We start from the raw sequence: 18081 nt of genomic DNA, 5'->3' as shown, positions 1-18081 counted from the left end.
ACATCAGCTCTTCAGTAGCGCGAGCGTCTTTCCTTTCAGGTCGTCAAAGGTCGCGATAGTGCGCAGATTGGCCTCGTACGCTCGCATCGCAGAGCGAAGTTCGGACATCTCGACCGTAGGGCGGACATTGGGAAGCTTGAGGTTGCCGCCAGCATCGGCGGCGGGGTGTCCAGGACTATGAACCGTCGGGAATTCGGTCTTGTCGCGTACGATACGGATGGCCGGTGCCTCTTCGGTGTTGCCCGTGATCGGCTCGAACACTGCAATCTTGCGCCTATAGGGTTCGCCGTCTGGGGCGGACGCCGTGGAACGCGCGTTGGCAATATTCTCGACCGACACGCGCATGCGACCCTGATGTATGCGTAGGGCGGCAGACGCCAAGCTTGGCCCGGAAATGTCGTCCTTCATCGCCGCCAGCCTCCCTCTTGCCGGCATCCTGTCCCGGCGTGCACAAATTTGTTAATCAAATCTAATGAGTTAGAGTTAAAAAAAGGTTAATTCACGCCTCATGGTGTTAGAGTAATCCGAGCGCCGGCCCGTCCGAATTCAGGAGTATTCGGCGATGTCTTCGAACCACCGTTCAGCTCTTTTCCGGGAAATCGGGCGAACGAGCATCGGATCGCTCCATTCGCACCTCCGCGACAGCCGGATCCATAGGCCGATTTGTACTCACCCGGCATCGACCGCTTCTGACTTCAAAATTTTGATATCCTCGTAAATTACATTTAATTATGTATAGAGCATACTATCAAATCAAATTGGTCGTATTTTTGGTCGAGCAGTCGTATCGACAATATAAAATATGCAAAATTTATACAAGTGACTTCATTGACGTTCGTGGCCCACTCGATGAGAGTCCCCTGATGCGTTATCTGAATCTGACGGAGACTTTGTTCGCAATGGACCCCGCGGCGATGGATGAAACGGTGGCTGATGGAACGCGATGACAGGCCGGGAGCGGGCTGCGCACAGGAGCACATCCTCCTGATCGAAGACGACGACGGCATGCGGGTGTTGGTCACGCGACTCCTGAGGGAGAGCGGCTACCGCGTCACCGGTTGCCGCAGCGGCGCCGAGATGTGGTCGCTTCTGCCCGGGAAGTCGGTCGATCTCGTCTTGCTCGACGTGATGCTGCCCGGCGCCTCCGGCTTCGATCTGCTGCGGGCGCTGCGCAGCAAGGGCACCGTGCCGGTCATCATGCTCTCCGCCCGCAACGAGGAGGCGGACCGGGTACTCGGACTCGAACTCGGAGCCGACGACTACGTCGCCAAGCCGTTCGGCCGGCCGGAACTCCTTGCCCGCATCCGCGCGGTGCTGCGTCGGACCACCATCGCGCCGGCCGCCACCGCGGCGGAGAGGGCACAGGTTCTGACCTTCGCCGGCTGGCGGCTCGATTTGCGCAGCCGGCAGCTGACCGATCCCGGGGGGGCTGCCGTAGACCTCTCGGGGGCCGAGCACGACCTACTCATGGTGTTCCTAGAGCATCCCGGGCGCGTGCTCGGCCGCGAGCAGATCCTGGAGATGAGCCGCGGACGGCTCGCCGCCCCGTCCGACCGTAGCGTGGACACCCTGGTCAGCCGCCTGAGGCGCAAGCTCGAACCGCCCGAGGGCACGCTCCCCGTGATCAAGACGGTTCGCGGCTCCGGCTACATGATGGCCGCCAAGGTCGAGCGGGCGTGAAACAACTGGTCGATCTTGCCCGCAGCCTGGAGGGGCGCACCGTCGCCGTGCTGTTGCTGGCGGTACTCGTGGTCCACGGGGGCGCGTTGTTGCTGTACCGTCAGTCGGCGTCGGCCGCGGCCGACGAGGCGTTCGCGAACGAAGTGGCGCGACAGCTCGTCTTGGCGCGGGAAGCGGTACTGCGGCGACCGCCGGGGGAGCGCGGCATCGAGGCAAAAGCCCTCTCGTCGGGTCATTTCGAGATAGGCTGGGAGCGGGGGGAATCCGCCGAGACGGGCAAGACAGACCCCGCCTTGCGCGATCTGCGCGAACGCGTCCTGGAGATCGAGCCCGTGCTCGGCCCAGGTCTGGCGCTCGCCCTGGCGGCGCCGGACGAGCCGCTGCACCAACAGGACCTGCGCGGCGCCTTCCCGCTGCCGGACGGCAGTTTCCTGACCTTCCGGTCCGCCCATTCGCCTCACCTGGTCCACCTTGCACCCTGGGCGTACCTCGCCACCGCGATGGCGATCCTGGTCGGCGTCGCCGCCGTCGTGCTGGTGCACCGGATCGCCGGCCCGCTCAGGGAACTTACGCACGCCACCGTCCGGATCGGGCACGGTACGGTCGTGTCCGTGCCTGAGGTCGGACCGGACGAGACGCGCGGGATCGGTCGGGCGCTGAACGCGATGCAAGGGCGCATCCACCGCCTCGTCGCGGAACGGACGCAGGCTTTGGCGGCGGTCTCGCACGATCTGCGCACGCCGATCGCCCGGCTCCGTCTTCGCCTGGACAAGGTCGATGACCTTGCGGACCGCCGTGCCATGGCTGCCGACCTCGACGACATGCAGGCCATGATCGACGCGACGCTGTCGTACCTGCGTGGCGAAGCCGACCCGGAAGCACGGCAGGTCGTCAACGTGGCGAGCGTGCTGATGAGCGTCGCCGACGCCTCCGCGGACGTGGGCCGCGAGGTGGGCTACGACGGCCCCGGCCGGGCGCTGGCGTCGGTACGTCCCGTTGCCTTCCGCCGCGCGGTCGAGAACCTTGTCGACAACGGTGTGCGCTACGGGATCCGGGTCCGGGTCGGCATCGAGATCGAAGAGGCGACCCTGGTGGTGCGCATCGACGACGACGGCCCCGGCATCGCGCCGGAGGACGTCGCCCGGGCCTTCCAGCCCTTCACCAGGCTGGAGGGGTCGCGTAACCGCAACACGGGCGGGACGGGGCTCGGACTGACCATCGCCCGGCGCGCGGTCGAGGCGGACGGCGGCACGCTCGTCCTGTCGAACCGGCCAGAGGGCAGCCTGCGGGCCGAGATCCGCCTGCCGAGGGCGAAGGGACGCGATTGAGACGCGGCCTACCGGGCGGTCGCCGGTGCGTCGGGGTGCGCGTCCGGCTGCGCCGACCGCTCGTTCGAGACATAGCCGCTCCCAGGCAGTGCCACCGTGAGGATGATGCCTGCGACAGCCAGCGACGCGGACAGGGCCGCCGGAACGAGGAAGGCATCGGGACCAAGGGCCTTCTGGATGAAGCCGCCGGCGACCGCGCCAAGCGTCAGGCCCGCCCAAAGCGGTGCCTGGAGCCAGAACGACGGCGCGGGCTTGTGCAGGACCATGTTCGCCAAACCGGTCCCGAAACGTACGACGGTTCCGGTGACGTAGGTCAGGGCGAGGCTCCGCCCGGCCTCATCCTGCAGCGTCGCATTCAGCATGCCGAGGGCAAGGACGACGGGATAGGCATGAAGAGGAAACGCATCGGAAGCTTCCGGCAGGAGGTTGCCGATGGACAGCAGGACGGCCTGCGCGCCGAGCAGGACCGAAAGACGCCACCGCCCAGCCCAAGCCGCAACAAGGGTGCCGGCGAACGCACCGAAGCAGAACAGCGCGATGGTGCTGCCGAACCTGGTGACGCCCGACCAATCGAAGGAACTGGCCGCGACGCCGAACCGGGTCGTGTTCCCACTCATGAACGACATGAACAGTTGAGAGTGTTCCAGGAAGCCTATCGAGTCGGCCGAACCCGCCAGGAATGCCAGCGCGACGGCCAGGGGCACGCGGGTCTCGGGTCTCGACGGGAAAGATCTGTCCACTTGGCCACCTGTCGCTGCCGCGTCGGATCTCGCCGGGGTCGCGTTCGACCCGGCGTCCGGTCCTGCGGGGAGCCGGTAGGGATACGTCGACCCCATGGCCGAGGCTTTGCTCGACCTTGACGAAGTGTGTCGGCACGCGCGCCTGACACACTTCGTCACGAACGCGGCGAACGGCAGTCAAACGGGTCGGCTATCTCCACTCCTCAAGCGGCCGATGTGGCCGATGGAAGGGATACAGATCGATGAAGCGTACGCTTGCCGCCGTTCTCACCGCCGCGATGCTGGCCGGAGCGGCCACGCCCGCCCTCGCGGTCGACGGGCACGGCAACGCCTCCAATCCGGAGCGCAGCGTCCCGAACTCGGGCGACGTCTCCGGCGGACCCGCCCACCGTGACGATCCGCGGGTGCGGGAGGCGCAGGAGAAAGGCCCGGACGGCAAGCCCGCGCACCGCGAAGGCGACGGCCACGCGCACGGGCACAGCCAGGATAAGCCCGGCAAGAAGTAAGCTTCCCACGAGGTGACACGATGAGCGGGAGACGCGCGATGCGATTGCTGCCCCTGCTCGTCGTCTTCGCGCTCCTGGCAACGGGCCTCGGCTACGCGCTCGCGGCGTCCCCTTGCCCGGACGACTTTTCACGGTGCGATACAGCCCCCTCACGCATCGTGGAAACGCCCGCCTCGACGCAAGTCGGGGCGGGCGTCCGCCTTGGTTCGGTCGACCGAAACGTTCAGTCGTCGAACTCGCGGTGATCGTGGCGCTCAAAGCCGTGGCGGTTCTCGTCCCGGTCGTCGTGATGATGGCGACGAACCTCCACGTGGTCGTGGTCGCCGTGATGGTGGCGGCGCACCTCCTCATGATGGTGGGGAGGTGGTCCGTAGCCGTAATGTTGGGCCGACGCGGTCATGGGGACCGATGCGAGGGCAGCGGTCGTCAGGGTGATCAAGCGACGTTTCATGGACGAAAATTCCTTGCTGGTCGCACAAGGCTCTGCCGACGGCTTTGAACGGGGCGTGAAGCGACCATTCAGTATCCTCCGACCAGGGAAGCCTTCACCACAACGGGCGACCGCAGCTTGCGACACAGCCTCGGAATCGCAGATAAGGACGGTGATGACTTCGGCGCGGCGCCATATGAGCTTCGGAGCGATGACGGGGTGGTGGGCAACCGCCGCCCTCGCGCTCGTCCTGGCGCTGGCCATCGCGATGCCCGGCGCCGGTCTCATGGACGACCTTGTCTCTCACCAGGGCCGTCAAGGCCATGACAGGAGCGAACTCTCGCTCGTCCCGCATACGGTGTCTGGCCTGGATCATGCCTCCGACCCCGGGTCAGCCGACCACGTCCATTGCGGTTGCCACGTCGCCTTGAGCACGACCGTCGCCGGCGATGCCCCGCTCCCCGACGGAACGCGCCCCTCCTACGCCAGATTGTCCGAGAGGATGCCCTCGGTCTCTCCCGACCGCCTGCCAAGGCCGCCGCGCGCCTGAGGTGACGCCGCGAAGGCGGCGCGTCACGAACCCGGGTCCGACCGACCCGAGCCGTCTCCTCACGTCACCGACCGCGATTGTCCGGCATGTCCGTCATCGGCTTCCGGCACGCCCGAGCAGGCATCATGCGCATCATCCTGACCGCCCTCATCCTGGCCGTCGGCGTCCTCGTGGGCGCTGCGGTTCCCGCCGTCTCCGGCTTCGTCCAGGGGCTGTTGATATCGGCTGGCCTGCCGCCGACCGTCTTCAACCTCGCCAGCGGCCCCACCGCCGCGAATTCCGCCGAGGCTTCCCCCGGCGAGGCGGGCCACGCCGCGGGCGACGGACACGGTCACGGTCACGGCAAGCCGGCCAGTAAGCCCGGGGCCGAGCAGACCCAAGGCGAGCATGACCACTCCGAGGCCGAAGGCGAGGAAGGTCATGTCAAAATGACCGCCGAGCAGATCGAGAACCAGGACATCAAGGTGGCCAAAGCCGAGGGCGCCATGCTGTCTCGCCATATCCTGGTGCCCGGTACGATCACGCCCGACACCGACCGGATCGCGCGGGTCCCTGCCCGGGTCGTCGGCACCGTCGCCGAGATGCGCAAGCGCCTGGGCGACGCCGTCAAGAAGGACGAGGTCGTTGCCGTCCTGGATAGCCGCGAGGTCGCGGACTCCAAGAGCGAGTACCTCACCGCCTCGGTGAAGGCCGACCTGGAGAAGACCAATTTCGAACGGCAGCAGGCGCTCTGGGACAAGCGGATCTCGGCCGAGAGCGCCTTCTTGAATGCCAAGGCGGTCTATTCCGAGGCGACGCTGCGCCAGGATCTGGCGCGGCAGAAGCTGTCGGCGCTGGGGCTCGACGCGACGGCGGTGGCCAAGCTGGCCAAGCGCGACGAGACCACCCCGAACCTGTCGAGCCTGCGCCAGTACGAACTGCGCTCGCCGATGTCGGGGCGCATCGTCGAGCGAAAGGTCGACGTCGGCACCGCGGTGGGCAAGGAAGGCGACCCTTCCGACCTCTACACCGTCGCCGACCTCTCAACGGTGTGGATCGAACTTGCCGTTCCGACCTCGGAACTCGCCAAGGTCAAGGAAGGCGCGTCCGTCACGGTCGCGCCGGGCCAGGAGGGCGGCGTGCAGCACGAGAAGGGCAAGGTCGTCTTCGTCAGTCCTTTCCTCACCGCCGACACGCGTGCCGCCAAGGTCATCGTCGCCCTGCCGAACAAGGACATGGCCTGGCGTCCGGGCACCTACGTCACCGCCGAGGTCGAGATCTCGCGGGATGCCGTTCCGGTGAGCGTGCCCAAGGCGGCCCTCCAGACCGTCGAGGGCAAGCGCGTCGTCTTCGTCCGCACAGACGAGGGCTTCGAGAAGCGCGAGGTCGAACTCGGGCGCTCCGACGACGACGCCTACGAGGTCGCCTCGGGTCTCAAGCCCGGCGAGGCCATCGCCGTCGGCAACACCTTCCTCCTCAAGGCCGAGCTCGGAAAGAGCGAAGCCGACCACGCGCATTGAGGGGACGGGCCATGATTTCGAAGATCCTCGACTTCTCCGTCCACCAGCGCTGGCTCGTGCTGCTGCTGTCGCTGCTGGCGGCCGGATTCGGTGGCTATGCCGTGACCAAGCTGCCCATCGACGCCGTCCCGGACATCACCAACAACCAGGTCCAGATCAACACGACCGCGCCCTCGCTCTCGCCCGTCGACATCGAGAAGCAGGTCACCTACCCGGTCGAGACCGCGCTCGCGGGCATCAAGGGGCTGGAATACACCCGCTCGCTCTCGCGCAACGGCTTCTCGCAGGTCACCGCCGTCTTCGCGGAGAAGCTCGACATCTACTTCGCGCGCCAGCAGGTCGCCGAACGCCTCTCGCAGGTGAAGCAGGACCTGCCGCCCGGCGCCGAGCCCGCCATGGGCCCGATCTCGACCGGCCTGGGCGAGATCTACATGTGGTCGATCCACTACGCCAAGCCGGGCGAGCGCCAGGTCTCGGCCGCGGGTAAGCCCGGTTGGCAGCCGGACGGCAGCTACCTGACGCCGGAAGGTCAGAGCCTCAGGACGGAACTGGAGCAGACCGCCTACCTGCGCACGGTCCAGGACTGGATCATCCGCCCACAGATCAAGACGGTCCCGGGGGTCGCCGGCATCGACGGCATCGGCGGCTTCGAGAAGCAGTACCACGTCCAGCCGGACCCAACGAAGCTCGCCGCCCGCGACCTGTCCTTCGGTGACGTCGCCCGCGCCCTGGAGACGAACAACGCCAACCAGGGCGCCCGCTACCTGGAGGACAACGGCGAGGGCTACGTCGTTCGCGCCGCCGGGCGCCTGGAGAGCATGGACGAGATCGGCGACGTGGTCGTCGCCACCCGTGCCGGCGTCCCGGTGCGCATCCGGGACATCGCCGAGGTCCGCATCGGAAAGGACTTGCGCACCGGCTCCGGCAGCGAGAACGGCCAGGAGGTCGTGATCGGCACGGCCCTGATGTTGATCGGAGACAACAGCCGTAAGGTCGCCGCCGCGGTCGACGCACGCATGGAGCAGATCCGCAAGTCGCTGCCGCCGGGGGTCGAGGTGCAGACCGTCCTCGACCGTACCCGCCTCGTCGAAGCCACCATCAAGACCGTGGCCAAGAACCTGTCCGAGGGCGCCGCCCTCGTCATCGTCATCCTGTTCCTGCTGCTCGGCAACATCCGCGCGGCCATCATCACGGCGCTCGTCATCCCGGTCGCCATGCTGATGACCATGACCGGGATGGTCGAGGCGAAGATCTCGGCCAACCTGATGAGCCTCGGCGCGCTCGACTTCGGCCTGATCGTCGACGGGGCGGTCATCATCACCGAGAACGCCCTGCGGCACCTCGCCGAGAAGCAGCACGAACTCGGGCGGAGCCTCGACACCGAGGAGCGCCTGCAGACGGTGCGGGCCTCGGCCGAGGAGATGATCAAGCCCTCCCTCTACGGGCAGGCCATCATCATCCTGGTCTACGTCCCGCTCCTGACCTTCACCGGGGTGGAGGGCAAGATGTTCGAGCCGATGGCGCTGACAGTCATCATCGCGCTCGTGGCCGCCTTCGTCCTCTCGCTGACTTTCGTGCCCGCCCTGATTTCCATCGTCATCACCGGCAAGGTCACCGAGGAAGACAACTTCATCATCCGTGCGTTCAAGGCAGCCTACCGCCCGGTGCTGGCCGCTGCGGTCCGCGCGCCCGTCGCCTTCGTCGTCGGAGCGCTCCTGCTCCTCGTCGGTGCGGGAATCCTCTCCACACGCCTGGGCACCGAGTTCATCCCGCAGCTCGACGAGAAAAGCATCGCGCTCAACGCCACACGCATCCCCTCGACCTCGCTGACCCAGTCCCAAGCGATGCAGCTGAAGGTCGAGCAGGCCGTGTCAAAATTCCCGCAGGTTGCCTACGTCTTCTCGAAAACCGGCACGGCGGAGGTCGCATCGGACCCGATGCCGCCGAACTCGTCGGACACTTTCGTCATCCTGAAGCCTCAGGAGGAATGGCCCGACCCGAGCCTGTCCAAGGCGGACCTGCAGGAGCAGATCGAGAAGGCGGTCGGCGAACTCGCCGGCAACGTCTACGAGTTCTCCCAGCCGATCCAGCTGCGTTTCAACGAGCTCTTGGCCGGCACCCGCGGCGACCTCGCCGTGAAGGTGTTCGGCGAGGAGTTCGAGCCGATGCTCAAGGCGGCCAATCAGGTCGCCCAGGTGCTGCGCGGCATCACCGGGGCCGAGGACGTCAAGGTCGAGCAGACCGCCGGCCTGCCGTTCCTGGAAATCAAGATCAACAAGGCCGAGGCCGCCCGCTACGGGCTCAGCGTCGGCGCCATCCAGGAGGTCATCGGCGCGGCCATCGGCGGCAAGGATGCGGGCGTGGTGTTCGAGGGCGACCGGCGCTTCCCCATCGTCGTGCGCCTGAACGACAAGGTGCGCGAGGACCGCGAGGCATTGGAGAACATCCCGGTGCCGCTTCCTCCGGGGCTGAACGGACGGGCGAGTTCGGTCCTGCTCAAGCAGGTGGCGTCGTTCTCGGTGACCGAGGGGCCGAACCAGATCTCGCGCGAGAACGGCAAGCGTCGGGTCGTGGTGACGGCCAACGTGCGCGGCCGCGACATCGGCTCGCTGGTGGCGGAGGCGCAAGGAAAGGTCGCCGCACAGGTCCAGCTTCCGTCCGGTTACTACGTCACCTGGGGTGGCCAGTTCGAGAACCTCGCCTCCGCCAAGCAACGTCTCATGATCGTGGTGCCGGTCTGCTTCTTCCTCATCTTCCTGCTGCTCTACTCGGCGCTGGGCTCGCCCCGGGACGCCCTGCTGGTGTTCAGCGCGGTGCCCCTGGCCCTGACCGGCGGCATCGCGGCGCTGTGGCTGCGGGGCATGCCCATCTCGGTGCCGGCGGCGGTCGGGTTCATCGCGCTCTCGGGCGTGGCGGTGCTGAACGGCCTCGTGATGCTGACCTTCATCAAGCAACTCGTCGCCGAGGGACGGCCCAAGCGCGAGGCCATCCTCGAAGGCGCCATGATCCGGCTGCGGCCGGTGGCGATGACGGCGCTCGTCGCCTCGCTCGGCTTCGTGCCGATGGCCATCGCCACGGAAACCGGCGCCGAGATCCAGCGGCCGCTCGCGACCGTGGTCATCGGTGGCCTGATCAGCGCCACCTTGCTGACCTTGGTCGTCCTGCCGGCCCTGTACGCGCGCTTCGGCAGGGTCGAGACCACGGCAGCGGCTGAGCGCCCGGCGCCGTCGGTTCCTCGCCAACTCAAGGCGGCGGAGTAGCCCCGATGGGAAGGGTCCGGTCGGGCATGCTCGTGTGGTTCGGCTTGACCATGGCCGTTCAGGCCGAGCCGACCAAGATCGTCGGCATCGGTGCCGCCTCCTGTGCCCGGTTCGGCGCGGATGCCGCGGCGCAGCCAGCCATGGAGCGCGACTACTTCGCCTGGGCGCAGGGGTTCATGAGCGGCGCGCTGATCCGGGCGCCGGACGGGGTCGACGAGGGCTTGGACCTCGCGCCGCCCTCCATGCCCTTGGCCGCCCAGGCGGACTTCCTACGCACGTTCTGCGCGGCCAATCCGGCCACCGATTACTCGGACGCGGTTCGTGCCCTCTACCACCGACTGCGTGGACCCGCGTCCTAGGAACCGGGTCCGACGGGAGACCGAGCGATGAGGTGGCACCTGCGCGTCCTTCACGCGGCCGCATTCGCGGTCGTCCCGGCCCTCGCCGCCGATGCGGGCGAGGCGCCGTTCGGCCTTGCGTGGGGACCGCTCTCCGAAGTGCCCCGTCCGCTGAAGGTCGACCGCGAGGCGAACTTGACGGCCCTGTACTACCCGCAGGGTTGGCGGCCGGCCACGGGACCCGGGACGGCCGAGGTCATCCTGGTGATCTGCCGGACCGAGGGGCTGCAGCAGGTGGTCTGGGTCGGCGTGCCACTCTCCGGCGACGACCTCGCGAAAGCGCGTCGGGCCATCCACGACGAAGGCGTTCGCCGTTACGGCGAACCCGAGCCGGGACCGACGGCGGATGCGGAACTCTGGCCCGGTGGGCAGGCGCTGCTGGCCAGCCGCGAAACCGCGGACGGACGGCGCGAACTCGTCATGACGACGTTCGGCCCCGGATACCAGGCCTGTTCCGGGACGCACCACGTCGAGGCCGGGCATCCGGCTGGCGCACACGTGGCCGACCTGATCGGCGGAATCGCGCCCTGAAACCCGCGGTCGGACACATCATCGCAAACCTGGGATCGGCATATGGGACACGGACACGCACACGGCGGCGGCCATGGGCATTCGCACGGCGGCGGCATTCCCTCGGGCTCGGCTGCGGCCCGCAACAAGGGACGCCTCGCCTGGGCGCTCGGGCTGACCTTGACCTACATGTTCGCCGAGGTCGTCGGCGGCCTGCTCACCGGCAGCCTCGCGCTCCTGGCGGATGCCGCGCACATGGTCACGGACGCCGGCGGCCTCGCCCTGGCGTTGCTCGCCATTCACTACGCGGCCAAGGCGCCGACGGCGGGCAAGAGCTTCGGGTATATGCGCTTCGAGATCCTCGCGGCGCTCGCCAACGCCGTCGTGCTGCTCGGGGTCACCGCCTACATCCTCTACGAGGCCTATCGGCGCTTCGTGGAGCCGACCGAGATCCTCGGCTGGCCGATGATGCTGGTGGCGCTGGTTGGGCTGGGCGTGAACCTCGCCAGCATGAAGCTGCTGTCGGGCGGCTCGTCCGAGAGCCTCAACGTGAAGGGCGCCTACTTCGAAGTCTTTTCGGACATGCTGGGCTCGGTCGGCGTCATCCTCGCGGCCCTCGTGGTGATGGGCACGGGCTGGACCTGGGTCGATCCTCTCATCGGCGCCGGCATAGGCCTGTTCATCGTACCCCGGACCTGGCGACTGCTGAGCGAAGCCCTTCACATCCTGTTGGAGGGCACGCCTCCCGGCGTGGACCTCGCCGCCCTGAAGACCGAGATCGAGGCGATGCCGGGGGTGCGCCGCGCCTACGACCTGCATGCCTGGACGTTGACGTCGGGCTTCGACGCGATGAGCGGGCACGTGGTGGTCGACGACGTCGCCGGCGGGCCGGCGGTGATCCGTGCCGTGCGGGGCCTAATGAAGGAGCGGCACGGCATCGAGCACGTCACCGTCCAGGTCGAGGACGAGGCACTCTCCGCGGAGTTCCCGCACCTTCCCGTCTGAGGCGGCGCGGCCATGGTAGGCAAGAAGCTGGCCCGGGAAATCGAGAGATGGGAGTCCAAGCCGCGCGGCAGGCGTCGTGCCCGTCCGCACGTCAGAAGGCGGGCGGGACGCGACCTCGTCAAGGTGCTGGCGGTGTGCTTCCTGCTCCTGGGCTTCCTGGTGCTCCTGGGCCATTTGTCCTGACCCGGAGGTAGCCGGGCCGAGGCGGCCTGCGCGGAAGGAACCGCACGGGCCGCCCCACCGACGGCCCTACTGCTTCTCGAACCGCGCCTGGATGTTGTGCCCGTGCATCTTCGCGGACAGCACGACCTTCGCTCCCGCCGCCAGCGGGGCCTTAAGGTCGGCCATGAGCTTGTTCGGCGCCCCCGGCTTCAGGGTCAGCGTCTCCGTCTTGCCTCCGACCTGCACGAATGCCTTGGCCGAGAGGCCGGCGGTCTCGACCGGCTTGCCGTCCTCACCGGTCACGAAGAAGGTGATGCCGGTCTCGGTCGCGACGAACTCGACGGGATGTCCATCGGCGACCGTCGTCTGGCCGCCGTTCGGGCCGGCGGCGAGGCAGGGCGACGCGAGGGCGATGGCGACGGCAACGACGGCGAGGCGGAAGGGGGAGCGCATGACGATGTCCTTTCTCGGGGGTCGGGAAGGTCTCAGAACGCCTCGACGGGCGAACTTCTCGGTGCCTCGGGTGAAGCCTCGGGGCGGTGACGGGCCTCGTCCCGCAGCCGCTCCAGGGGCTTGCGGCCGAAGGTCAGGAACAGCACCGGGGTCAGCACGGTGTCGAGCAGCGTCGCACTGATCAGGCCGCCGAAGATCGTCACCGCCACGGGGTGCAGGATCTCCTTGCCCGGCGCGTCGGCGCCGATCATCAGCGGCACCAGGGCGACGCCCGCCGAGAGCGCCGTCATCAGGACCGGCGCCAGCCGCTCCAAGCTGCCGCGGATGACGAGGTCGCGCCCGAACGGCATGCCCTCGTGGATGGCAAGGTTCAGGTAGTGGCTGATCTTGAGGATGCCGTTGCGGGTGGCGATGCCGGTCAGCGTGATGAAGCCGATCATCGAGGCGACCGAGAGTGGTTGCCCGGCTATCCAAAGGGCGGCCACCGAGCCGATCAGGGCGAGCGGGATGCTGCCTAGGATGATCAGCGTGAAGACGACCGAGCGGTAACGGGAGTAGAGCAGCGCGAAGACCAGGGCGAGGGAGAGCAGCGACAGCAGGCCGATGGTCCGGCTCGCCTCTGCCTGGGCCTGGAAAGAGCCCTCCAGGCTCGTGGCGTACCCGTTGGGCAAGTTCGCCGCGGCGACCTTCTCCTGGATGGCCTGGACGATCTTTCCCATGTCGGAGCCGGGTTGGGTGTTGGCCTGCACGACGATGCGGCGCCGGGCGTTCTCGCGCAGGATCTGGTTCGGCCCGTCGGTCTCGCGGATGTCGGCGATCTGGCGGGCCGGCACCCAGCCGGACGGGGTCTCGATGAGGAGGTCGCCGAGGCGCTGGGTCGTGCGCATCGTGTCGGAGAGGCGCATCACCACGTCGAAGCGGCGGTAGCCGTCCACCACCCGCGAGACCACCTGCCCGTTCGACAGGCGGCTCAACTGCTCGACCAGGGCCGCGGGTTGGACGCCGTAGAGGGCCGCGCGGGCATAGTCGACGCGAATTTCCAACTGGGGGATGAGCACCTGCTTCTCGACCTGGAGGTCGGCGAGGCCGGGGATGTCCGAGAGCCGCGCCCTCGTGTCCTCGGCGAGCGCGCGCAGGGTGTCGAGATCCTCGCCGAAGATCTTGAGCGCGATCTCGGCGCGCACGCCCGAGAGCATGTGGTCGAGCCGGTGCGAGATCGGCTGGCCGACGTTGACGCTGACGGGCAGCACCGCGAGGCGCCCGCGGATGTCGGTGACGAGTTCGGGCTTGGGTCGCGACCCCGGCTTCAGGTCGATCTCAAGGTCGGAGGAGTGGACGCCTTCCGCGTGCTCGTCGAGCTCGGCCCGGCCGGTGCGGCGACCGATGGACTTCACGTCCTGCATCTCCAGGAGCAGCCGTTCCGCCACCAGTCCGATCCGGTTGCTCTCGGCCAGCGAGATGCCGGGGTTGAAGGTCATGTTGACCGTGAACGAGCCCTCGTTGAACGGCGGCAGGAAGGTGCGTGGCAGGAAGGTCGCCGCGAGCCCGGCCGCCGCCACCGCCAGACCGGCGACCGCCATGACCGGCCGGCCATGCCCGAGCAGGCCGCGCAGCAGGGCGGCGTTCCCGCGCTTAAGCCACTTGAGGAATTGGCTGTCATGCTCCTCCAGTCGCTTGAGGCCCGGCAGCAGGTAGTAGGCCAGCACCGGCGTCAGGGTGATGGAGACGAGGAGGCTCGCCAGGATCGAGACGATGTAGGCCTGACCCAGCGGGGCGAAGAGCCGGCCCTCGATGCCCGACAGGGCGAAGAGCGGCACGAACACCAGCACGATCACCATAGTGGCGTAGACGATGCCGGAGCGCACCTCGTTCGAGGCCTCTACCACGACTGTGAAGACGCTTTTGGGGTTACCCGCTTTACGGTTCTCGCCGAGTCTCCGAAAAATGTTTTCGACGTCGACCACCGCGTCGTCGACGAGTTCGCCGATGGCGATGGCGAGGCCGCCAAGGGTCATCGTATTGATCGACAGCCCGGCGAGGTGGAACACGACCGCGGTCGCCAGGATCGAGACCGGGATCGCCGTGAGCGAGATCGCGGTGGTGCGCACGTTCAAGAGGAAGGCGAACAGCACCACCGCGACGACGACGACGGCCTCCATCAGCACCGTCTCGACGTTGCGTATCGAGGTCTCGATGAAGTTCGCCTGCCGGAAGATGAGCTGGTCGGCGCGCACGCCCTTGAAGGCGCATGCCTCGCCGACGGGTTCGGCCACGGACGGACCCGTCCGATCCGAGCTGCCCTTGCCCGCGTCGGGGCCGCAGGCGTTCAGGCTGGCGGTGATCTCCGCGAGGGCCGTCTCGACCTCGCGGGTGAGCCGCACCGTGTCGACGGCCGGCTGCTTCTCGACCGAGACCACGACCGCGGGCGCGCCCATGTAACCGGCATCACCCCGCTTCACCCGGGCCGCGAAGGAGACCTCGGCCACCTGCCGCAGGTAGATCGGTCGGCCGTTGACGGTGGCGACGACCATGTTGCGCAGGTCGTCGAGGCTCATGCTCCGGCCGAGGTTCCGGATCAGGTACTCGCGGGCGTACTGGTCGGTGAAGCCGCCGCCGGTGTTGGTGCCGAACTGAGCCAGCGCCGTCTCCAGTTGGCCATGGGTGACGCCGAGCGCCCGCAGGGCCGTGGGCTGGGGCGCGACGCGGAACTGGCGCACCTCGCCGCCCATCGGGATCACCTGGGCGACGCCGGGGATCGAGAGCAGGCGTGGTCGGATGGTGAAGTCGGCGAGTTCCCGCAATTGCATCGGCGAGACCGTGCCGCCGTTGAGGGCGACCATCACGATCTGGCCCATGATCGAGGAGACCGGACCCATCATCGGGTTGACGTTTGGGGGTAGTTGCGGGCGCACCATCGCGAGGCGCTCGGCGACCTGCTGGCGGTTGCGGTAGATGTCGGTGCCCCAGTCGAACTCGACGTAGATCACCGAGAGGCCGACGCCGGACACGGAACGCACCCGGGTCACGCCCGGCAGGCCGTTCATCTGCGTCTCGACCGGGAACGTGACGAGCTGCTCGACCTCCTGGGGGGCGAGTCCCTCGGCCTCGGTCATGATCGTCACCGTCGGCCGATTGAGGTCCGGGAATACGTCGACCGGAAGCTTGGTCGCGGTGAAGGCACCGTAGATGACGAGCACCGCGGCAAGCGCCAGTACGAGGAGGCGGTTGCGCAGGGATTGCGTGACGAGGAGCGTGAACACGGGTTGGCCTCCTCAGCGGACCTGGTTGAGGAGTTCGGCGCCTTGGGTCACGATCCGCTTGCCCGCGGCGAGCCCGGAGACGACCAGCACCTGCCCCGCATCGAGCGGCTCGACCCGCACCTCGCGGGGCTCGAAGCGCTCCGGCGCGGTGTGCTCGTAGACGATGCTTTGGCCGTTGCCGCCACGCACCACGCTCATGCGCGGAAGCGCCAACCCCTTCTGCTGTGCGTCGGTTGCGGCCAGCACGGTGACGAACTGCCCGGTCCGCAGTTCCGACGGCGCGCCTTCGACGGCGAAGTGCATCGGCACGGCTTGGCTGCGGTCGGCGAGCCCTGCGCCCATGTAGGCGAGGCGCAGCATGCGACCGTCGGCAAGGCGGGCGGTGGCGTGCTGGCCGCCGGTGAGGGCGTCGAAGCTCAGCGCCTCGATCCAGAGGCGGGTCGGGTCGACGATCTGGAACACCTGCACGCCGGGGCTCGCCATCTGCCCGGCCACGGCGGTCGCCTCGGCGATCACGCCGTCGACCGGCGCCTTGAGTGCTTCGGGCTGCTGGCGGATTGTGTCGAGGGCGGCGCGGCGGTCGAGCAGACCCTTCAGCTCGGCCTGGGCGTCCTCCAGTTGCACCTGCGATACGGCGCCGCCCGGTGCGAGCTTGCGGTAACGTTCGACCCGTCGCTCCGTGACTGCGATCTGCTGGTCGAGTTCGCCCTGGCGTTGGCGCATGTCGGAGGCGTCGACCGCCTGCACCGGCGGCGTGACATAGGCCAGCACCTCGCCCTTGCGCACCCGCGTGCCGAGCCGCGGGAAGATCCCGGATTCCGGCGGCGAGAGCCGGCCGCCGACCGAGGACTGCACGACCCCGCTGGCACTCGGATCGGGCACGATGCGCCCCGGCAGCTCGACGGTGCGGCGCATGATGTCGGAGGATGTCACCACCGTGCGCACGGCCAGTACCCTCTGGGTGGGCTTGGGCACGAAGATCGACCCGTCCGGTTGACGTCGCGCCAAGTCCTGTCCCGCCGGCGCCGGGGCGGCCATGAGGGTGGTTTGCGATCCGGGGGCACTCCCGTGACCGTGCCCCTCGCCCGCGAAGGCGCGCGGCGCGAACGCGAGGGCGACGATGAGGGCGACGAGGGCAGTGGCCGGCAAGTAACGGCGCCCCTTCATCAGGAGCGTGACCGCGATGCCGAGAAGGAAGCCGGTGCCGCCGATGGCCAGCGGCAGCGGGTCGGCCTCCTTCAGGTGGCGCTGAAAGTCGTGGGCCGCGGCGAGGCCGGATGCCCACGCGGAGACACCCGCCTCAGACTTCGGCGGCGGTGCCTCCCGCACCGTCAACGTGACCGGAAACATGTCGGTTGAGCCTGCCGCGGTCACGGTGAAGAGCACCTCGTGCTCGCCGGGGTGCAGGCTCCAATGTGCATCGACCGCGTAGCTGCCGTCCGGCATGGGCGAGGCGGTGAGGGAGCCGTCCGGCGTCTCGGCTCGGACGACGGCGTCCGTCACAGGCTCGTTGGTGCCCACACGGTCGAGGAACACGGCCAAGCGGCCGCTTCGGACGATGGCGACCAATTCGAGCGCGTCGGTGCTCGACGTACTGCGCGGCGCTGTAGCCGCCGCCGGAGCCTGCGCCTCGTTGCCGTGGTCGTGCCCCTCATGGGCGACGGCGAGCGTCGGCGCACCGGCCCAGAGGCCAAACGCCAGGAGAGCCGTCCGCAGGGCGGAGGCGTAGAGAACACGCATGGGATGATCGAGCCTTCGCGTAAAGGAGGCTGGCGGCTGTCGTTCACGGACAGCCGCTCAGGGCGCGCGTTGGAGCGCGGACCTCAGGCGAAGGTTCGAGGGGGTTCAGGAAGCGTCTCAGGAACCACGCTGTCGAACGTGACTTTGCGGACGCCAGCCAACGTTCGCTCGGGCTTCCAGGCAACCACGACGGTCAAGCAGTCCCAGCGCGCGAACGACGCTGGGCAGCAAAGGCCGCAAGGACCAGCCACCGACTCTTCGGCGCTTCGGTCGGCATGGCCCACCATGTCGTCAACCTGACCTGGCCCTCCAGTCACTTGGTACCCGACCGAGACGGACGTGTCGTGTCCGACGTGAAGCTCCCCCGCGTGCGAGTGTCCCGCACCCGCCACCGAAAAGGCGGCAAGCGACACGATCTGGAAGACCGTGAGCAACGAACGCCAAAAGGACCGGGTGGCCGACATGATGCGGGGTGCATAGCACATCCACGCGGGCAGACCATGAGCTATTTGGCGCTCAACGAGTGGCGCCCCGACGAAAGTCCTTGGATGTATCCGCCC

Annotated in this window: 14 protein-coding genes; 8 read left to right on the top strand and 6 right to left on the bottom strand. The window is 68.0% G+C overall.

The window, feature by feature from the left end:
• Positions 1–3: 3 nt before the first annotated feature.
• Positions 4–408: a flagellar basal body rod C-terminal domain-containing protein gene (locus tag MFF56_RS09920; RefSeq protein ID WP_003596828.1), complete on the bottom strand. Its 405-nt coding sequence runs from the start codon at positions 406–408 to the stop codon at positions 4–6.
• A gap of 525 nt (positions 409–933) precedes the next feature.
• Here MFF56_RS09920 and MFF56_RS09915 point away from each other — a divergent pair.
• Together MFF56_RS09915 and MFF56_RS09910 are read left to right on the top strand one after the other, a co-directional pair.
• Positions 934–1680 carry a response regulator transcription factor gene (locus tag MFF56_RS09915; protein ID WP_017484348.1) on the top strand — a complete coding sequence of 249 codons (747 nt, stop codon included), beginning with the start codon at positions 934–936 and terminating at the stop codon, positions 1678–1680.
• A complete protein-coding gene (locus tag MFF56_RS09910; protein WP_003596830.1) occupies positions 1677–3008 on the top strand; it encodes an ATP-binding protein in 1332 nt (443 codons plus the stop codon). Before MFF56_RS09915 ends, MFF56_RS09910 begins: the two co-directional genes overlap by 4 nt.
• Before the next feature lie 8 nt (positions 3009–3016).
• Here the strand turns inward: MFF56_RS09910 and MFF56_RS09905 are convergent, their stop codons facing one another.
• Complete coding sequence (locus MFF56_RS09905; protein WP_012455875.1) at positions 3017–3712, bottom strand: YoaK family protein; 696 nt, start codon at positions 3710–3712, stop codon at positions 3017–3019.
• Positions 3713–3990: 278 nt separating this feature from the next.
• Here MFF56_RS09905 and MFF56_RS09900 point away from each other — a divergent pair, with 278 nt between their 5' ends.
• Positions 3991–4254, top strand: coding sequence for a hypothetical protein (locus MFF56_RS09900; protein ID WP_003596834.1), 264 nt, complete (start codon positions 3991–3993; stop codon positions 4252–4254).
• A gap of 223 nt (positions 4255–4477) precedes the next feature.
• On the opposite strand, the gene MFF56_RS09895 is transcribed toward MFF56_RS09900, so the two are convergent.
• The gene (locus tag MFF56_RS09895) at positions 4478–4705 is read right to left on the bottom strand and encodes a hypothetical protein (RefSeq protein WP_003596837.1); all 228 of its coding nucleotides are present in this window, start codon (positions 4703–4705) and stop codon (positions 4478–4480) included.
• 654 nt (positions 4706–5359) lie between these two features.
• On the opposite strand from MFF56_RS09895, the gene MFF56_RS09890 reads away from it, so the two are divergent.
• The 5 genes from MFF56_RS09890 to MFF56_RS09870 are packed head-to-tail and all read left to right on the top strand — an operon-like array spanning position 5360 to position 11906.
• On the top strand, positions 5360–6733 hold the full coding sequence (locus tag MFF56_RS09890; protein ID WP_003596839.1) for an efflux RND transporter periplasmic adaptor subunit: 1374 nt from the start codon (positions 5360–5362) through the stop codon (positions 6731–6733).
• Positions 6734–6744: 11 nt separating this feature from the next.
• A complete protein-coding gene (locus MFF56_RS09885; RefSeq protein ID WP_003596840.1) occupies positions 6745–9993 on the top strand; it encodes an efflux RND transporter permease subunit in 3249 nt (1082 codons plus the stop codon).
• A gap of 5 nt (positions 9994–9998) precedes the next feature.
• Positions 9999–10352: a hypothetical protein gene (locus tag MFF56_RS09880; RefSeq protein WP_003596841.1), complete on the top strand. Its 354-nt coding sequence runs from the start codon at positions 9999–10001 to the stop codon at positions 10350–10352.
• 27 nt (positions 10353–10379) lie between these two features.
• Complete coding sequence (locus MFF56_RS09875) at positions 10380–10922, top strand: hypothetical protein (protein WP_003596842.1); 543 nt, start codon at positions 10380–10382, stop codon at positions 10920–10922.
• A 42-nt stretch (positions 10923–10964) separates the two neighbouring features.
• Positions 10965–11906: a cation diffusion facilitator family transporter gene (locus MFF56_RS09870; RefSeq protein ID WP_003596846.1), complete on the top strand. Its 942-nt coding sequence runs from the start codon at positions 10965–10967 to the stop codon at positions 11904–11906.
• Between the two features lie 249 nt (positions 11907–12155).
• Here the strand turns inward: MFF56_RS09870 and MFF56_RS09865 are convergent, their stop codons facing one another.
• Genes MFF56_RS09865 through MFF56_RS09855 form a run of 3 tightly spaced genes read right to left on the bottom strand, consistent with a single transcriptional unit; the run spans position 12156 to position 17521 of the window.
• Positions 12156–12521: a hypothetical protein gene (locus tag MFF56_RS09865; RefSeq protein ID WP_003596849.1), complete on the bottom strand. Its 366-nt coding sequence runs from the start codon at positions 12519–12521 to the stop codon at positions 12156–12158.
• 32 nt (positions 12522–12553) lie between these two features.
• Positions 12554–15781 (bottom strand): efflux RND transporter permease subunit, encoded by a 3228-nt coding sequence (locus MFF56_RS09860; RefSeq protein WP_003596851.1) that lies wholly within the window; start codon positions 15779–15781, stop codon positions 12554–12556.
• Positions 15782–15793: 12 nt separating this feature from the next.
• Entirely contained in the window at positions 15794–17521 is a 1728-nt protein-coding gene (locus MFF56_RS09855) for an efflux RND transporter periplasmic adaptor subunit (RefSeq protein ID WP_012455876.1), read from the bottom strand.
• Between the last annotated feature and the right edge of the window lie 560 nt (positions 17522–18081).

Origin of the sequence: Methylobacterium hispanicum, assembly GCF_022179285.1 — a bacterium.
Classification (GTDB): Bacteria; Pseudomonadota; Alphaproteobacteria; order Rhizobiales; family Beijerinckiaceae; genus Methylobacterium; species Methylobacterium hispanicum.
This window is presented reverse-complemented; position numbering and strand designations above follow the sequence as displayed.

Coding starts and splice junctions, on each gene's coding strand:
- MFF56_RS09920 (WP_003596828.1), bottom strand. CDS start 408: ATGAAGGACGACATTTCCGGGCCAAGCTTGGCGTCTGCCGCCCTACGC.
- MFF56_RS09915 (WP_017484348.1), top strand. CDS start 934: ATGGAACGCGATGACAGGCCGGGAGCGGGCTGCGCACAGGAGCACATC.
- MFF56_RS09900 (WP_003596834.1), top strand. CDS start 3,991: ATGAAGCGTACGCTTGCCGCCGTTCTCACCGCCGCGATGCTGGCCGGA.
- MFF56_RS09895 (WP_003596837.1), bottom strand. CDS start 4,705: ATGAAACGTCGCTTGATCACCCTGACGACCGCTGCCCTCGCATCGGTC.
- MFF56_RS09890 (WP_003596839.1), top strand. CDS start 5,360: ATGCGCATCATCCTGACCGCCCTCATCCTGGCCGTCGGCGTCCTCGTG.
- MFF56_RS09885 (WP_003596840.1), top strand. CDS start 6,745: ATGATTTCGAAGATCCTCGACTTCTCCGTCCACCAGCGCTGGCTCGTG.
- MFF56_RS09880 (WP_003596841.1), top strand. CDS start 9,999: ATGGGAAGGGTCCGGTCGGGCATGCTCGTGTGGTTCGGCTTGACCATG.
- MFF56_RS09875 (WP_003596842.1), top strand. CDS start 10,380: ATGAGGTGGCACCTGCGCGTCCTTCACGCGGCCGCATTCGCGGTCGTC.
- MFF56_RS09870 (WP_003596846.1), top strand. CDS start 10,965: ATGGGACACGGACACGCACACGGCGGCGGCCATGGGCATTCGCACGGC.
- MFF56_RS09865 (WP_003596849.1), bottom strand. CDS start 12,521: ATGCGCTCCCCCTTCCGCCTCGCCGTCGTTGCCGTCGCCATCGCCCTC.
- MFF56_RS09855 (WP_012455876.1), bottom strand. CDS start 17,521: ATGCGTGTTCTCTACGCCTCCGCCCTGCGGACGGCTCTCCTGGCGTTT.